Source organism: Serratia sp. PL7, assembly GCF_945957435.1.
This window is the reverse complement of sequence record NZ_CAMFLB010000004.1, coordinates 85,267-101,343: the sequence shown is the minus strand read 5'-3', so window position 1 is coordinate 101,343 and position 16,077 is coordinate 85,267. Positions and strand designations below refer to the sequence as shown.

The window sequence follows — 16,077 nt, the reverse complement described above, 5'->3', positions numbered from 1 at the left end:
GCAGCAAAACGCACGGCGCACCCGCCATTCCGTCCTCGGGGGCGTCACCGTCAGCGCGCGTCAACAGGCCCGTTAACGGACCGGGCGCCAGCCAATGCGATGGATGGATGTCATTGAAAAGTAAGAGGAGGTAAAAAATATTGAACTTTTTTAGGTGGGCGGTGTGGTTTTTTTCAACGATTTACATATACTACTTTACACTTTGGTCCTAACTGACCACTCTTTCGCTTGTTTTTTGCGCGATGCCATACCCCTTCGAACCGTTCTGCATTGCTCGCCGTATACCGTACCGTATGCCGAATGTTCTTATGCCCCAGGTAGTCCTGTATCAACCGCGTATCAATACCCCGGTCAGCCAACGCAAATCCACAGGCATGGCGCAACATGTGCGGGTGTGACTCCACGGAAATACCGGCGGCCTTGCCCAACTGACTGATGATTTGGTACACCCGCTGTCGCGTCAGCGGGTTCCCCTGCCGCGACAGGAACAACCAGTCGCTGTCTGCCCCGCGCAAAGACGCCCGCACCGCCAGCCAGGCCCTGATGACCCGCAGTTCGTCCTTCAGTAGCGGATGGTTGGTGGAAAACCCGTTTTTTATTCGTCGGATATACAGACAGCGCCCCCGCAAGTCCAAATCAGACAGACGCACGCCGCAGGCCTCGCTGACGCGAAAGCCGTGGATAAAACTCATGTAAATCAGGCAATAATCCCGCTCGGCGTTCTCACCCTCCCTTGCCTGTTGCAACAGCCGCTCCACTTCGGACTGCGTCAAATACCTCCGCTGGCCCATACCACCTCATTATAAAACAAAAATAATAAACCTCAGAAAATACCGACATTTTCCACTATAAAAAAAGCAAACGTGAAAGGATAAGTCTGAATCACGGGACCGTCAGTTGCCAAACGTGCCTTTGTTTCAAAAAAAATCCGTGAAAACCCCTGTGTCACAGAGGCGATATCGGCACGCCCCCTTCCCCTTCGCCCGCCGTGAGATATCCAGCCTCAAGCCAAAACGAAAAAACCGGCCGAAGCCGGTTGGGTGAGCGCTTGTCGTTATAGGGGGGGCTGCCAGACGCTGCCCGGAGGAATGCCCTTGTGTGGCGGACTGTCTTGTTCGCCACCACTATAGGCGGCGCGATGATTGACCGTCCAATGGGTTCGGCAGATCAATACGCAGCCATTGATCGGCGCGGCCGATCGTCGCCTTGCCTTGTGCCTGTTACGCCTCGCATTTTGGCAGCCAGTCGACGTCACAGTCATCATTCAGCCGCAGGTTGGTCTGGATCCCCAGCTTGGTGCGGCGCTTGAGCAGCGTATGCTCATACTCCTTCAGCGTCTGCGGCACCGCCAGCCCAAACGCCGTCAGGTTCATCACGTGCTGATAGCCCCGTGCCGCCATAAACGACAGGTAGGCGTGATACAGATAGCGGCGCGGGTTCGGCGGGGTGATGTTGGCATTGCCTATCATCATCCCTTCCGGGGTGCCCAGCACCGTCAGGTAACCGCAAAAATCAACCAGCGGGTCGGCCTGGCGCTTGATGGTCAGCGCCTCGTCCGAACTCTGCTGCGCCTGAAGCAGTGCGCGGGCCTCGTTCGGGTTGGCGAAGCGCTGCATCAGGTGACGCACAATCACCGCCAGCTCCCGGGTGATTTTGTCCAGCAGCTGCGGGTCGCGCTCGGCGAGCGGTATCGTCTCCGGAAAGGTAATAATCACCCGCCGCCGGGAGACGCCGCCGCTGCGGTCGCTGAACTGCATCGGGTTGTTGTTGACCGCCAAAATCACCGCCGGGATGTGCGCCGCGTAGGCGTCGCGGTATTTCGGGTCGATGGCGACCGCATCGCCGCCGGTGATGGCCTTGATACCCGCCCCGTCACCGCTCCATTTCTCCTGGTCGGGCAGGAGTATCAGTGAATAGCCGACCACGCTGGCTCGCTCGCGCGCCGACTCCAGGTTGTCGATGGTAGCGGAGGTGGTGTTGTCTGCCCCGGCGAGCAACCGGGCGATGGCCGCCATCACGCTCTTGCCGCTGCCGCCGGGGCCGGTCACTTCAAGGAACAACTGCCAGTCGTAGCGGTTGGCCAGTACCATAAAGAGCGCCGCGAGGATGCGCTGCTGCTTGTCGTGATTGCCCCCGGCGGCCCGTGTCAGCCACTGCCAGAAGTGCGGCGCATGGTCGGCCAGGTTCTCCCCGGCACGCGGCGGGGTATAGTCCACGCTGTTAACGGTGCGCAGCCAGTGTTCTTGCCGGTGGGCGCTGAACTGCCCGCTCACGGTATCGAATACCCCGTTACGAAAACCAATCAACCGGCGGGCCGGGTCGCCCATCTGCGGCACCATCAGCTTGAGGGTGTCCAAAATGCTGTTGATACCGGCGGCGGAGAACGGCGCGCGCACCTTCTGGAACAGCGCGGCAATCTCCCGGCTCAGCTGTCGGTGCGGCAGCACCTGCCAGGCGCCGCGCGTATAGCGGCACAGCTCTTCCCCCACCGGCGGCACCGCCAGGGTGTTGCCGTAATGCTCGGCCAGCAGTTCGGCTTTCTCGCTGGCGCTCATGGCTTTGAGGTCAGCATCGCTCAGCGTGTCGAACGGGCTCGGCTGCGGCGGCTGGCTGAGCGCCTGGAGCTGGGCGCGCGTGGACTCAGCGCCCTGCTGACAGTAGACATCGTTCCAGTCGCCGATGTCTGTCGGCAGCGCCGGAGTGCCGCCGGTGAGTGCGGCCGCCTCGGCGGCGCGGGTCTGCCCGGTGCCGCTGCGGTCATTATCGGCCGCCAGCAGCAGCCGTACATCCGGGTAGTGGCTGCGCAGCTGCTCCGCCACGGCCGTCAGGTTGTTGGCGCTGAGCGCCACGCACACCGTCTCACCGGTCAGGCGATGCACGGTAAGGCCGGTGGCGTAGCCTTCGGTGAGCCAGATAACCGCGTTGTCCGGGCCGCAGAGGGTGTGGCAGGCGGCTTTCACCTGCCCGCCTGCCAACATGCGTTTATCACCGCTGGCGTTAATCAACTGCACGTTGACCACCTCGCCTCCGGCGTTATGCAGTGGCAGCAAGAGGTCGCCGGGCTGGAAGGTGATACCGCCGACGCGCAGCGGCTGGCCGTGCAGGGTCAGGGTTTCTGCCTCCGGCCAGCCTTTGGCGCTCAGGTAGGCATTGCCGCTTTTGCACTGAGCGGCAGCCACCAGAGCCTGTGCCTGTCGCGCGGCCTTGCGCTGAGCCTCGGCCTTGTCTTGTGGTGAATGACCGGCCTTAGCGGCCGGTGGTAAAGTGCTGGCATTATCCCCCATCACGGCAGCCACCTGTTCAGCGGCGGCCCTGGCAGACAGTGACAGGGCCTTCTCCACCAGGTTGAGGCCGTCACCGGCCCCGCACTGATTGCAGAACCAGGTGCCGCGCCCGTCCTGGTTGTCGAAGCGGAAGCGGTCTTTGCCGCCGCAGGTCGGGCACGGCTGCGGCTTGCCGTTCGGCTGCAAGGCGATGCCGAGGGCCGGGAGTATCACCGGCCAGTAGCCGGTGGCGGTGCGTACGGTCTGGGAAACGAACTGGGCGCTCATGCTCTTCTCCTCAGTGTACGGTGGCGTTCTGCGATGCCGACAGGCGCTCACAGCACAGCTCGTCCATCATCTTTTGCCCCAGCGCGGTCAGGCGCGGCGCGGCCACCAGAATGTCCGGCTGCACCATGTCACTCAGCAGGGTGCACGCCATGTCCATGCCATCCTCTGCGCCGTACTGACGAACAAAATGCCCTTCCAGACGCAGGGCAATCGTCATCTGCAGCTCGTCCAGCGTGTACCCGAGGCTCACCCGGTAAAAGGCGCAGGTGTCCAGATAGGCTTGCGCCACGGCGCGGCGGAAAACGGCGGTGCGGACGTCAATCGGTAAACAGGATGCAGTGTTCATACGGCGCTGGCCTCCATGCGGGCAAGGATTTGGGATTCACAGGTGTTGACGACGTGGCCGAGCTGGTCGGTCAGCAGGGCAATGACCGAGGCAAACGACGCCTGTTGCACGGCATCGGGGCGCTGCCCGCCGAGGTCGAGGGTATCCAGCAGGTCGAGGAACAGCACGCCGGTGGCGTGCGCATGCTGGAGACGCAGAAAATCGGCATGCGGGATAGGGTAATGGGTGTCGCGGTAATAGCGGTCGGCCAGGGTGTTCATGCCACCGCCTTAACCGGCAGACGACCGGCAAAGGACAACACATAATCACGGGCCAGCAGACGGCGGGCGTTGCGTTCGCTATCCGCCACTGTGCGCATGATACGCGGTGAAGCGGTCAGCGCAGAACGGCGCACGGCCGCAAACAAAAAGCAGAATGTAGGGTGAGTCGGGGTGAGGGTCGTAGCCATAACGGCAGCCTCCAAGGTTAGCGAATTACCGCTACCACCGGAGTTCCTACACTCAATGGTGGTAGCCCAGACGGGGGTAGGAATACCGGCAACCTTGGAAACCGGCCAGCCCGAAGGCTGCCCCGCCTGAGCCACCATTGATTGACTGCTGCGGTAGCATAACATCCACCGCGCAAAAAATGAGCGCACTAAGGCTGTGACATAAAAAAACACGCGTGGCGCGTGTTCATTTGTCGCCAAGATTAAACACGGGTTCCTACGCCCGGCTGCCGATTTTGCGACAGCGGGAGGACTATAGCGCAGGGCCGGACGTGGGGGCAAGCCGTAAGACGCCCCCGGACGTTCAATCGATCGCATAGTGATCAACAGTCGGTCAGTTGGTCGTTGCGGGTATCGGCCGCCGCGCAGGTCAGCGGCACCGGCCCGGCACGGAACAGGCGCGGCTCAGCCTGGCGACTCGCCAGACGAATAACGCCGTGTTTTTCGCTGCGGTGCTCCGGCAAGACGACGCCAGGCTCTTTACGCTGCAACAGGATAGCTTCCGCCACAAACAGCGCGTCGCGCTCATCGAGGGTGAAATGCTGGCGACCAAAGGTTAGCTGCATCATACGACGGCCCCCTGGTGACGGTTGGCGATACGTTCATCCATCCACTGCTCGACCTCGGAGGCCAGCCAGGCGACGTTTTTACCGCCGAGGGAGACCTGGGCCGGGAACTGCTTACGGCTCATCATCTCGTACACGGTGGAGCGGGACAGGCCGGTGGTGTAGAGCACTTCCGGCAAGCGAATAAAGCGCTCGCGCGGGGTGTAGCCATTTTGAAACACCGGCGACGGGGTGGATGGGATGGGGGTGGAAACGGTCAACATAAAACGCTACCTCTTTGTGTCCGGCCAACGCTGGCCGGGACGGTGTGAACTTTGGTAGCGCCCTATTATGTGAAGTTTTACCGGGGTGGCAACAAGGTGTTGTTGTGTGGTGGAACAGATTTTATGCTTACTTTTCAATCAAGTGGACAACGCTGGCCGATATTGGCCTTTATTGACCTTTGTTGGCAAACCGGCCGAAAAGCCTGAGCGATGAATGGGCGGTTGATTAATCGGGAAAAACCGCCAAACGGAGGCTCGCCAGGGAAAAGGCCGCGCGAGAGCCGGTGAACAGGCGTGAACACCGGGTGAACGGATACAGTCGCCACTCTTCATCCTACTACCTACTGATTTATCTATACTTTTTTATTTTGGTGAACAGTATGAAGAGTTATGAATAAAACTAAAAACGTTCTGATGTGATTATCGTCAACGCGCGGTACATCCCCCCGCATCAGAAACCACCCTCGGCCATCTCATTGAGTGACGCACGGTAACGCCAGGCGCAATACCCTCTCGCCCCGTCATCAAAAATGGGCTTTTTTTCTGGCTAGCGGGTGTCAAATTGCGCGTGCATGCATAGGGTGCATGATTTTGCATGCGGATAAATGCAGGTTTTATCCCCCGCCGCCCCAGCAGTGGCGCGGCCTGCGGCCTCTCATGCAGGTGCATGAAAAGCGACACACAAAGCGCGCAGGCGAGGCGGGGGTAGCATTGCGCGCCAGGGGGTTTTAACGATTTATTGGCGGAATATTTGAGTTTGGTGATCGAATGTCATCACGCAACCTTATTTTTTAAACGGGCAAAGTCATATGGAGCTATACCTGCTTCTTTATTTGCATCCAGATAATCAGCCCACCATTGGACCATCAGCCTACGCTCATCTAAGTGCACAGAAGTATGAATGTAAGCAGCCCGCACGTTATTTCGTTCAGAATGACTTAGCTGACGTTCTATCGCATCGTCGCTCCATAAACCAGACTCCCCTAAAGCACCGCGCGCCATTGTTCTAAAACCATGACCACAAACTTCCGTTTTTGTGTCGTATCCCATCGCACGCAATGCATTATTCACCGTATTTTCGCTCATGACTTTTTGCGGGTCATGATCACCGGGGAAAAGTCTTTCATTATCACCACTTAACTGCTTCAGAGTATCTAGCAGGACCAATACTTGGCGACTTAGAGGCACAATATGTTCCTCTTTCATTTTCATGCCACGATGTGAATAACGCACACCTTTGATTTTTTCTCGCTGTGCCGGTATACGCCAGCAAGCGTTACCAAAATCAAATTCATCCCACCGAGCAAAACGCAACTCACTAGAACGGACGAAGGTTAGAAGGGACAATTCTACAGCGATACGCGTCATACGTCGGCCACGATAGGCTGAAAGCCGTGAGAGAAACTCAGGGAAACGATGCGGGGGTAATGCAGGATAATGCCGGGTTTTAGTCGTTGCTAATGCCCCTGCCATGTCGCTGGCAGGATTAGAATCAATGTAATCGTTCTGAACTGCGTAACGCATGATGGCCGTCACACGTTGCTGTAAGCGCTGTGCGACATCATGTTTGCCGCTAGCATCAACAACTTTAATCGGAGCTAAGAGATGGCTGGTTTTGAGTCCACGAATATCAGCAGCCCCCATGCGAGGAAAAATATACAGCTCCAAATAACGAAGCACTCTCGCTCGGTGATCCTCACTCCAGCGCTTGTTGTTGGCATGCCATTCTCGGGCAATGGTCTCAAACGTATATGCGCCCTCTGTTTCAGCCTGAGCTTCCCTTTCCTCTGCTTTTGGATCTAATCCTTGTACCAATAGCTTTTTGGCTTCGTCTCTTTTACTACGAGCCTCAGCAAGACTGACTGTCGGCCAAACGCCGAAAGCAAGCCGATCCTCTTTCTTATCGTTAGGGCGGCGGTACTTCATTCGCCAATACTTAGAACCTTTCGTCGTAACCTCGAGATACAAACCGCCACCATCGGCCATTTTGTAGGTTTTCTCTTTGGGCTTTGCAGTCTCGACCTGGCGGGCGTTTAGCTTCATTTTGGGGGCACATTTTCTATCGAAGTGGAGATGCCCCCAATTATGCCCCCAGTGCCCCCTGGATTTCAACGGACGGTCTCGGACAATGGCGGACGCCAGAAAGGCTACCATTATTGATTTTAAAGGATTTTTTGGACTTCGTCGGACGACTACGGAAGGGGGAATGGTGCCGAAGGCCGGACTCGAACCGGCACGTATCTCTACGGTTGATTTTGAATCAACTGCGTCTACCGATTTCGCCACTTCGGCACTGAAGTAGTATGCGGAAAACGGGTGCATTATACCTTCCCGCGATCGGTGCGCAAGAGTTATCAGGCATTCAATGAGTTAAATGTCGAAAAAAGCGTCACAATCCCCATTTACCCTCTTATTGCGGCGTTTACCGCATCTTCCTCCCGCACTTTCACGCCCCTCACCACAAAACCGCAGATCCGATCACAATTTCACCAAATGATGATTTTAAAGCCATATGAAAGAGAATAAGGTGAATAAATAAAATCAAATGAAAACAAAAGAAGGATAAACGCAATGAATGAAACAACCAGACGCATGGCCAGGTTGATCGATCTGAGCGCGGTGCAGGCCACCAATACCGAGGAAGACGTGCGCCACTGCGCCGCGCTGGCCAGCCGCTATCGCATCATCTCGGTGCACGTGCTGCCGTGCTGGACGCGTTTCCTCAGTACCCTGCTGCCGGAGCACGGCCAGGCGGACGTGATGATTGGCGGGCCGGTCGGCTTTCCCGGCGGTGGGCAGACCACCGATCTCAAGGTGCAGGAGGTGCGCCAGCTGATCGCCGAGGGCGCGCGCGAGGTCGATATGGTGGTGAACATCGGTAAGGTGCTGTCGGGGGATTACGGCTACGTGCGTGAAGATCTGCGCCGAGTAGTCGAGGCCGCCGCACCGGTGCCGGCCAAAGTCATTCTGGAGACGCACTATCTGAACGAGCAGCAGATCCGTCGGGTGTGCGATATCGCCGTCGAAGTCGGCATGGTCTGGGTGAAAACCTCCACCGGCTGGGCACCGACCGGCGCCACGGTAGAGAAAGTGGCGATCATCGCCGATCAGTTGCGTGGCCGCATCCAGATCAAAGGGGCCGGCGGCATTCGCGATTTGGACACGGTGCGCGCGTTGTATCGGCTGGGCGTACGCCGCTTTGGCATGAGCGCGGCGGCCACCCAGCGCGTGCTGGAGCAGCTCGAACAGGAGCCAGGCCTGTTCCCAGAGCTGAACGATAACTAATCTTGCGCGATCCCAGCGCACGCTTCTGCGGGTGGCCCGCACCATCCGCCACGGGAGTGATAACAATGAAAGATTTACTTCTTACCCTTGATATCGGCACCGGCAGCACCCGCGCCGGGCTGGTCACCAACACCGGGGAAATCCTTGGCTTCGCCCAGCGTGAGTACGAACAGATCACGCAGCAGGCCGGTTGGTCGGAACAACCGCCTTCACTGTGGTGGCAGAGTGTCTGCCAGTGTACGCAGGAGCTGTACGCGCGCTACGCCGAATACTGGCCGCGTATCGCCGCCGTCGGCGCCTGCGGGCAGATGCACGGCACGGTCTTGCTCGATGCCGACGGCGAGCTGGTCGTCGATCGCGCCATGCTGTGGAACGACAAACGCGCGCAGCCGCAGGTGGCGCGCTTTAGCCACCAACAGCCGCCGCAGCCCTGGCTCGAACTGTTGAACAATCCCCCCACCGCCGCCTGGCCGGCGTTCAAGCTGGCCTGGCTGCGTGAGCATCACCCATCGCAGTGGGAGCGCATCGCCACGGTGTTGATGCCTAAGGATTACGTCAATTTCCGGCTCTGCGGCGTACGCGCCACCGACTACAGTGAAGCCTCCTGCTATTACCTGATGGACAGCGCCACGCTGCAGTGGTCGCCAGAGGCGCTATGGCAGTTCGGGCTGCGCGCCGATCAGCTGCCCGCCATCCACCTCTCCAGCGAGGTGATTGGCCACATTACGCCCGCAGCGGCAAGCGTTACCAGTCTGCCGCCGGGCGTGCCGGTAGTAGCGGGCACGGCGGATATGGCCGCTACCCTGCTCGGTTCCGGCGTCTATCAGGCTGGCATCGCCTCCGACAGCACCGGCACCTCCACGCTGCTCACCGTGGTCTCGGAACACCCGCTGCTCTCTGCCAGCGTCAACAACCTGCACCTGGCCAACTCGGCCTGGGGCGGCTTTACCCTGCTCGATGCCGGTGGCGACGCCATGCGCTGGGCGCGTTCGGCGCTAAGCGCCGGCCAACTCAGCCACCAACAGATGCTCGATATGGCGGCCGAGGTGCCGCCGGGTGCCGAGGGGCTGCTGTTCCTGCCCTACCTGACCGGCGAGCGGCTGGCGGAACACACCAACTCGCGCGCGCAGTTCTTCGGCCTGCAGCGCAAGCATGGGCAGCCGCATCTCTACCGCGCGGTGCTGGAAGGCGTAGCGCTGGCCTCCCTGCGTAATCTGCAGCAGCTCAGGCGCCACGCACAGGAGCCGGAGGCAATGATCGCCTCCGGCGGCGGCGCGCGCAGCCCGCTGTGGCTGCAGATCAAAGCCTCGGTCTATAACCTGCCGCTGCTGCAGACGCGCAATCAGGAGAACGGCACCACCGGCTGCGCGATCGTCGCCGGGGTCGGCGTCGGGCTATTCAGCAGTTTCGCCCAAGGGGTGAGCCGCACTGTCAGCATCGAGCGCGAATTTACTCCCGATCCACGCCAGCACGAGCACTACCTGCGCTGCTTCGAGCTGTTCGAACAGCTCTACCGCCAGGCGCAGCCCCTCTACGAGCAGCTTGACGTTATTAGCTCGTTCTCTTTTTCTCCGGATGAAGGAACACCGTAATGAGCGACTCTCTGATTAATAAGGGCGACGTGGCGCAACACGCCGCGGCCGAAAGCATCGACCGCAGCGCCTATCTGCCCGCCACGCCCTGGCTGCAGCTGATGCTGGTCTGCTGCCTGTTCGCCCTGTGGGGCATGGCCGGCAACCTGAACGATATTCTGATCGCCCAGTTCAAAAAAGGCTTCGATCTGTCGGATACCCAAACCGCACTGGTGCAGTCGATCTTCTTCCTCGGCTACTTCGTGATGGCGCTGCCCGCCGCAGCGGTGATCAAACGCTACTCGTACAAGGTGGCGATCGTGATCGGCCTGTGCCTGTACGCGCTCGGCTGTTTCCTGTTTATCCCGGCAGCGCAGATCATGACCTACGGCGCCTTCCTGGCCTGCCTGGGGGTGATCGCCACCGGGCTGTCGTTCCTGGAAACCTCCGCCAATACTTACTCCAGCCTGCTGGGGCCGCTGGAAACCTCCACCCAGCGCATCAACTTCTCGCAGATCTTCAACTCGCTGGGGATCATTTTTGGCGTATTGATCGGCCAGCAGCTGGTGTTCGGCAAAAACGATCCCAGCCATGCCGAGCTGCTGCAGATGCCACCGGCGGCGGCCGAAGCGGCACGCACCCAGATGGTGTCGCAGGTGGTCACACCTTATCTGATCATCGGCAGCGTGCTGATCGTGTTGGCACTGATCTTCGTGGCGGTGAAATTCCCCGCCTGTAAAACCCAACGCTCGCACCAGGGAGCAGGCAAGCCGCTGATGCAATCGCTGAAGATCCTGCTGGCGCTGCCGCGCTTCCGGTTGGGAGTGCTGTCGCAGTTCCTGTATGTCGGCGCGCAGGTAGGGCTGTGGAGTTTCACCATTCGTTTTGTGCAGATGATTGAACAGGGGGCAACCGAGCATTCAGCCACCTACTGGCTGCTGGCCACGCTGGTCTGTTACTCGGCCGGCAAGGTGGTCACCACCGCGCTGATGAAAAAGTTCAGCCCGGCGCGGCTGCTCGGCGTGTTTTGTTCGGTATGCGTGCTGCTGTTGCTGCTGGCCGTCAACATCCAAAGCCTGCTGGCGGTGGTGGCGATCATGGGCGTCAACTTTTGCATGGCGCTGTGCTGGCCAACCAACTTTGGCCTGACGATCAAAGGGCTGGGCGAAGAAACTCAGGTGGCCGGTTCGATCGTAGTGATGTCGATCATCGGCGGTGCGGTGGTGCCGTTAATCATGGGCATCATCTCCGATCTCAACGGCGGCGATATGCAGATCGCCTTCGCGGTGCCGCTGGTCTGCTTCGCCTACGTCGCCTTCTATGGCTTCTACTGCGCGCGCAAGGGGATTTGATATGGCACACCGAATTAACGGGCTGATGCACGTCGGTTTGCGCTGCGCCGATATCGAACGAGCCGCCGGCTTCTATCGTTCACTCGGTTTCGAACCCCGGCAAACGCTGGCGCTCAGCGGCCCCGTCACCGTACAGTTTTTGCAGTTGGGTGAGTTAACGCTGGAGTTATACCAGCTACCCGCCGAAGGGCTGACTCGCCCCGCCAGCGCCTATGGTATCGACCACATCGCTTTGCGGGTCACCGATCTGGCGGCCACGCAACGCTGGCTGGCGGATCTGGGCTATCCGGTGATTGAAGGGCCGACGCTGCAGCCCAGCGGCGCCAACGGCGTGCGCTATCTGATGATCGCCGGGCCGGACGGTGAGCGGGTGGAGTTCAGCCAACCGTTGTAATGTTTCTTCCCACATAGCACAAGGCCCGATGGCTGTTATAAGCCATCGGGCCTCATTCGCTTTTTTGTCAGCTCACGCGTCTTTATAACCTTGGCTCGCCGCTTGTCGGGTTATGCTTGTTACTCCCCCGATCTATGTAAACGATGCCAAATAATCCCGAACCGGGATAACAATGCTGAAAATAATTGCATCACAATAATTCAGCCAATAAAAAATATGTTTGCACAACATTTCGACAACACTATTTTTTCATCTACGGCAGTCATAACTGGAATAAGTCAATGGGAACGGGGTTGTCAGGGGAGAGATGTTATTTCTTGATATGGGATTTTATCTAGAACCAACAGAAAATAGCGTGCATACGTAACAAAACAGCAACCCAAAGCTAAAAACCAGCAGAGAACACTTGCCTCTGCTGAGTTGATAGCTTTAAGATGGTGTAAGAAAATTTTCCCTGGTGTTGGCCGATCTTGGCAGCCTGACCCTACGAGGTCAGGTTTTTTTTATGTTTTTTTCATCAAAAATTGACTAGAAAAGTGTATCGCCTTAGGGAGTTAGAAGCTAGTTAGACTAAAGTATAGTACCCTACTAGACCTTCATCAGTTCAGTTGGGTTATTATTTCACATAGCGGAAATCGGGTGCTAGCACTATTTTTCGCTCTGTATCTCAGCCGCCACGGCGTTCTATCAAGACCACCACACATTGCTCATTTCACCCAGCAGCCCAACATACCCGCAGAACCATCACGAAATAGCACCGTTCCTGTCATTACAATAATGTGATCTCTATCAGATATTTTTTAAGAGCGGACTTGGTCACGCAGGAGTACAGGTCCGAGGACATACTGTAAAAATCACACTGGCCGCCATTTTCACGCTTATTCCTCTGCGGGACGACGAAGTCATGCCTTATAGGCAAATCTTCAGTAGGAAAATATCACCAATTCACTATTAAAATAATTAAGACACCATTCATTATAAAATCACCAGTTAATATTTCGCCATGGCAGACAAGGCCGGGCAGCCCATGATAGCAATTCTGGAATCCTCTCCTGTCTTTAATCGGCCAGGCCGTTCAATTTCGCCGGCCTGCTGTGTTCACTGTGCCATTGCCCTGAAACTGCCTCGCGGCACGGCATAATAAGGTTAGCGCCGATCGCTTAAAAAGCCTTATCATTCTCACGCACCGGCATGCTCGTAGTGAAACTTCGCTGATGTTACTGGATAAAGTTATTTCTCTTAATTTATTCAAAGGTAACATTATGTTTAATATTTACAGCACCAACTACGCATCAATGAGCACCGAAAAATCAGCAGAACTTTATGTTTTAAGGAAAAATGTCTTTAAAGACAGGCTGCAATGGGCCGTGAACTGTTCAGACGGCAAGGAGCTGGATGAGTTTGATAATGATAAGACAAACTATATATTTGGCGTAAAGGACAACATGATAGTTTGTGGTACCAGGATGATTGATATGAAACACAAGAATATGCTGAACAGCGCATTTTCCTCTTTCTTTCATGACATCGTCATTCCAGAAGGGAATTTCATCGAATCCACACGCTTTTTCGTCGATAAAGAAAGAACCCAGTCACTGCTGGGTCGCCGGTTCCCTGTGACTCTGGCGCTGTTCTTATCGCTGATCAACTATGCGCGGCAACACGGCTATGACGGCATACTGGCCGTCTCCAGCCATCCGATGTTGCATATCATCAAAAGCTCCGGCTGGAACGTCACGCTGCTGAAGACAGGCATATCGGAAAAGAACGAGCCCGTTCATTTGCTGTTGGGCCACGTTGATCGTCAGAGCCAGGAGGCATTAAAAAACAAAATATTCAAAAAGTTGAATACGCAAGACGAGCACATGCTAAACGCCTGGCCGTTGAGCGACGAACCTGCATTCTAATCACCCCACCGGTTTAATCAGCTGAAGTTCCATCCCTAAACGGATAGCATGCCGGGCATTCGCCACCCCCAGCTTTTTGACAATGTTCCCCATATGAAACTTGATGGTGCAGGTTTTGATCCCCAGGATCATACCCATTTCCTGGTAGGTTTTCCCTACGCTGGCCCAATAGAGGATCTCGTTTTCTCTCTCGGTAAAACGGGCGTTTTTTTCTTGGCGCGCGGTGTTTTTTTCGGACAGTGAAGTCAGCGTCAAATACATCTCATGGGTCGATGCCAGCAGCAACGAAATATCGCCTTTATGCTGATTCAGCATCTGCATGGTTTCCGCCTTGCGCTCGGCAGCGAGGGTAAAGGAAAGGGTCACCAGATTATTATTAAAATCATGCAACACGAAGGTATAGCCGTCGGCTACGCCGAATTCGCGTGCTTGCTCGAACAACTCAGAAAAGCGGAAGCCGGCACCGGCCATCAGATTTTCATCCCAGGCAAAAGGCGTCAGGCGATTGAGCGCCGTAATGACTACCGGATCGGTATATTGTAGCCCTTGTTCTTTATATTGCTTTACCCATTCACCGGGATAATTGGTAACGCCAAAGATACATGACATATCTTTCTTGGATAACACCACGTAGGCCCAGATAAGCTCGCCGAAATCGCCTAATGCCGCTTCCAGATGCTTGCTGATAATGTGACTGATATTCTCTTCATATTCCATTAACTGCCTGCCCCGCTACCCAATACGCTGCTGGGTAGACTATACCAAAAAGGATCGACGCGCCGTAACCTTCACATCTCGCACGGATAATGCCCGGTGGAATATTGCCCTCGGTGGCCGGCAAGCGCTTTGCCTGCCGCCGATACGCGGGGTATATTAGCCGCACGTCCATTGTGCCTGTCAGGAGTGAATGAGTGAGCATGTTCGCAGAAGAGCGCCAGGAAAAACTCCTCGCCATTCTCAAGGAGAAGCGCAAGCTCTCCGTGGGGGAAATGAGCTCGCGCTTTAACGTCTCCGGCGCCACCATCCGCACCGATCTGCGCATTCTGGAAGACGCCGGTATGCTGACACGCACCCACGGCGGCGCCATTCTGCGCACCCGCGCCAGCTTCGAGGTCGGCTCTGATCAGCGTGAAGAGGTGAACCTCAGCGCCAAGGAGCAAATCGGTCAATTGGCCGCCGGCCTGGTGGAAGACGGCGACATCATCGTATTGGATACCGGCACCACCACCCTGCAGATCGCCCGCCATCTGCGCCAGCGCCGCAACCTGACCGTGGTCACCAACGATTTCATGATCGCCAAGAGTCTGGAAGACGTCGAATCGATCCAGATCATCCTGCTGGGTGGCATCGTCAAAAAGGGTTATCACTGCGCGGTCGCCATCAACGGCCGTTCGCTGCTTGATACGCTGAACATCGACAAGGCGTTTATGGGTGCCAACGCATTGTCGCTGAAACAAGGCGCCTGTGTGGCCGACATCATGCTGGCCGAAACCAAGCGCGCGATGGTGGAGCATGCCAATCAAGTGATCGTAGTGTGCGATCACTCCAAGCTGAGCAACACCTCGCTGGCGCAGTTCGCCTCCCCTGCACAGATCGATACCCTGGTGCTGGATCGCCTGCCGGAAGATGCGCAGGCCTATCAGGATGCCGGCATCGCGCTGCTGAGCGTCAGCTAATCCTCCCAGTAAAAGACCACCTCCGGAGGAGGTGGCTTTACATGACGCCCCCTAAAAGGGGGCAATTTTCGAGTTAATCCTGCAACAACTCCATCTGCTGTTCGATCTCTTGGTCCTTCTTATCCTGATACTTCACGTATCGCCTGATAATTTCTTCGTTTACTCCTACCGTATCGACAAAGTATCCCCTTGCCCAAAAATGATTGCCCCACAACTTCTTTCGTATATGTGGGAAACGATTGTAAAGCCGGATTGCACTGCGTCCTTTCAGGACGCCCATCAACGTCGAAATCGATAGCTTCGGGGGGACTATCACGACCAGATGCACATGATCTGGCTGAATATTTAGCTCAAGAACTTCACAGTCCTTCATGTTGCAGAGGATATAAATTGTTCGGTAGAGCTCTTTGCCCACCTTGTCGCGGAGGATTTTAAATCGATACTTCGGCGTCCAAATCAGGTGGTATTTGCAACGCCAGAACACATGTGATGAACTCCTGTATAAACCCATGTTGGTGATTTCCTTCTTACTTGTGGTGAGTAAGCTGGAATATTCCGGCATGGGTTTCCTTCAGGCTAGAGCCTCACAGGTTCAATCACCACCTCCTTAGGAGGTGGTTTAAGGCTTACAACAAAAAAGGCGTGGCCCCGCGGCCACGCCTTTCTTCACTACCGATCG

The 16,077-nt window shown here is 56.6% G+C and carries 16 protein-coding genes and 1 tRNA gene; 6 read left to right on the top strand and 11 right to left on the bottom strand.

Annotated elements, in window-relative coordinates:
• Nucleotides 1-173: 173 nt before the first annotated feature.
• The 9 genes from N6G83_RS20725 to N6G83_RS20685 all read right to left on the bottom strand — a co-directional run bounded on the left by N6G83_RS20725 (nt 174) and on the right by N6G83_RS20685 (nt 7,505).
• On the bottom strand, nt 174-791 hold the full coding sequence (locus N6G83_RS20725) for a tyrosine-type DNA invertase (RefSeq protein WP_260516164.1): 618 nt from the start codon (nt 789-791) through the stop codon (nt 174-176).
• Between the two features lie 429 nt (nt 792-1,220).
• Nucleotides 1,221-3,551 carry a primase-helicase zinc-binding domain-containing protein gene (locus N6G83_RS20720; RefSeq protein WP_260516165.1) on the bottom strand — a complete coding sequence of 777 codons (2,331 nt, stop codon included), beginning with the start codon at nt 3,549-3,551 and terminating at the stop codon, nt 1,221-1,223.
• A gap of 10 nt (nt 3,552-3,561) precedes the next feature.
• Nucleotides 3,562-3,897 (bottom strand): DUF5375 domain-containing protein, encoded by a 336-nt coding sequence (locus N6G83_RS20715; protein ID WP_260516166.1) that lies wholly within the window; start codon nt 3,895-3,897, stop codon nt 3,562-3,564.
• Nucleotides 3,894-4,157 (bottom strand): hypothetical protein, encoded by a 264-nt coding sequence (locus N6G83_RS20710; RefSeq protein ID WP_260516167.1) that lies wholly within the window; start codon nt 4,155-4,157, stop codon nt 3,894-3,896. Before N6G83_RS20710 ends, N6G83_RS20715 begins: the two co-directional genes overlap by 4 nt.
• The gene (locus N6G83_RS20705; RefSeq protein WP_260516168.1) at nt 4,154-4,702 is read right to left on the bottom strand and encodes a host cell division inhibitor Icd-like protein; all 549 of its coding nucleotides are present in this window, start codon (nt 4,700-4,702) and stop codon (nt 4,154-4,156) included. Before N6G83_RS20705 ends, N6G83_RS20710 begins: the two co-directional genes overlap by 4 nt.
• Before the next feature lie 5 nt (nt 4,703-4,707).
• Complete coding sequence (locus N6G83_RS20700; protein ID WP_033638862.1) at nt 4,708-4,953, bottom strand: hypothetical protein; 246 nt, start codon at nt 4,951-4,953, stop codon at nt 4,708-4,710.
• Nucleotides 4,950-5,213 (bottom strand): helix-turn-helix transcriptional regulator, encoded by a 264-nt coding sequence (locus N6G83_RS20695; RefSeq protein ID WP_260516169.1) that lies wholly within the window; start codon nt 5,211-5,213, stop codon nt 4,950-4,952. The genes N6G83_RS20700 and N6G83_RS20695 overlap by 4 nt, the downstream gene beginning before the upstream one ends.
• 774 nt (nt 5,214-5,987) lie before the next feature.
• Nucleotides 5,988-7,256: a tyrosine-type recombinase/integrase gene (locus N6G83_RS20690; protein ID WP_260516170.1), complete on the bottom strand. Its 1,269-nt coding sequence runs from the start codon at nt 7,254-7,256 to the stop codon at nt 5,988-5,990.
• Between the two features lie 164 nt (nt 7,257-7,420).
• A tRNA-Leu gene (locus N6G83_RS20685) sits at nt 7,421-7,505 on the bottom strand.
• Nucleotides 7,506-7,784: 279 nt separating this feature from the next.
• Between N6G83_RS20685 and deoC the strand changes: the two genes are divergently transcribed.
• The 5 genes from deoC (at nt 7,785) to N6G83_RS20660 (ending at nt 13,722) form a co-directional block, all read left to right on the top strand.
• Nucleotides 7,785-8,498, top strand: a complete 714-nt coding sequence (gene deoC / locus N6G83_RS20680) for a deoxyribose-phosphate aldolase (protein WP_212637134.1) — start codon at nt 7,785-7,787, stop codon at nt 8,496-8,498.
• A 65-nt stretch (nt 8,499-8,563) separates the two neighbouring features.
• Nucleotides 8,564-10,090 (top strand): xylulokinase, encoded by a 1,527-nt coding sequence (locus N6G83_RS20675; protein WP_127146754.1) that lies wholly within the window; start codon nt 8,564-8,566, stop codon nt 10,088-10,090.
• Nucleotides 10,090-11,421, top strand: a complete 1,332-nt coding sequence (gene fucP / locus N6G83_RS20670) for an L-fucose:H+ symporter permease (protein ID WP_043136287.1) — start codon at nt 10,090-10,092, stop codon at nt 11,419-11,421. Before N6G83_RS20675 ends, fucP begins: the two co-directional genes overlap by 1 nt.
• Nucleotide 11,422: 1 nt before the next feature.
• The gene (locus N6G83_RS20665) at nt 11,423-11,815 is read left to right on the top strand and encodes a VOC family protein (RefSeq protein ID WP_049208826.1); all 393 of its coding nucleotides are present in this window, start codon (nt 11,423-11,425) and stop codon (nt 11,813-11,815) included.
• A 1,262-nt stretch (nt 11,816-13,077) separates the two neighbouring features.
• Complete coding sequence (locus N6G83_RS20660; RefSeq protein WP_049208832.1) at nt 13,078-13,722, top strand: acyl-homoserine-lactone synthase; 645 nt, start codon at nt 13,078-13,080, stop codon at nt 13,720-13,722.
• Here the strand turns inward: N6G83_RS20660 and N6G83_RS20655 are convergent, their stop codons facing one another.
• Entirely contained in the window at nt 13,723-14,439 is a 717-nt protein-coding gene (locus N6G83_RS20655; RefSeq protein ID WP_033636878.1) for a helix-turn-helix transcriptional regulator, read from the bottom strand.
• 200 nt (nt 14,440-14,639) lie between these two features.
• On the opposite strand from N6G83_RS20655, the gene N6G83_RS20650 reads away from it, so the two are divergent.
• Nucleotides 14,640-15,398: a DeoR/GlpR family DNA-binding transcription regulator gene (locus N6G83_RS20650; protein ID WP_033636877.1), complete on the top strand. Its 759-nt coding sequence runs from the start codon at nt 14,640-14,642 to the stop codon at nt 15,396-15,398.
• A 73-nt stretch (nt 15,399-15,471) separates the two neighbouring features.
• Here N6G83_RS20650 and tnpA read toward each other — a convergent pair whose 3' ends face one another.
• Nucleotides 15,472-15,909 (bottom strand): IS200/IS605 family transposase, encoded by a 438-nt coding sequence (gene tnpA, locus N6G83_RS20645; protein ID WP_260516202.1) that lies wholly within the window; start codon nt 15,907-15,909, stop codon nt 15,472-15,474.
• Between the last annotated feature and the right edge of the window lie 168 nt (nt 15,910-16,077).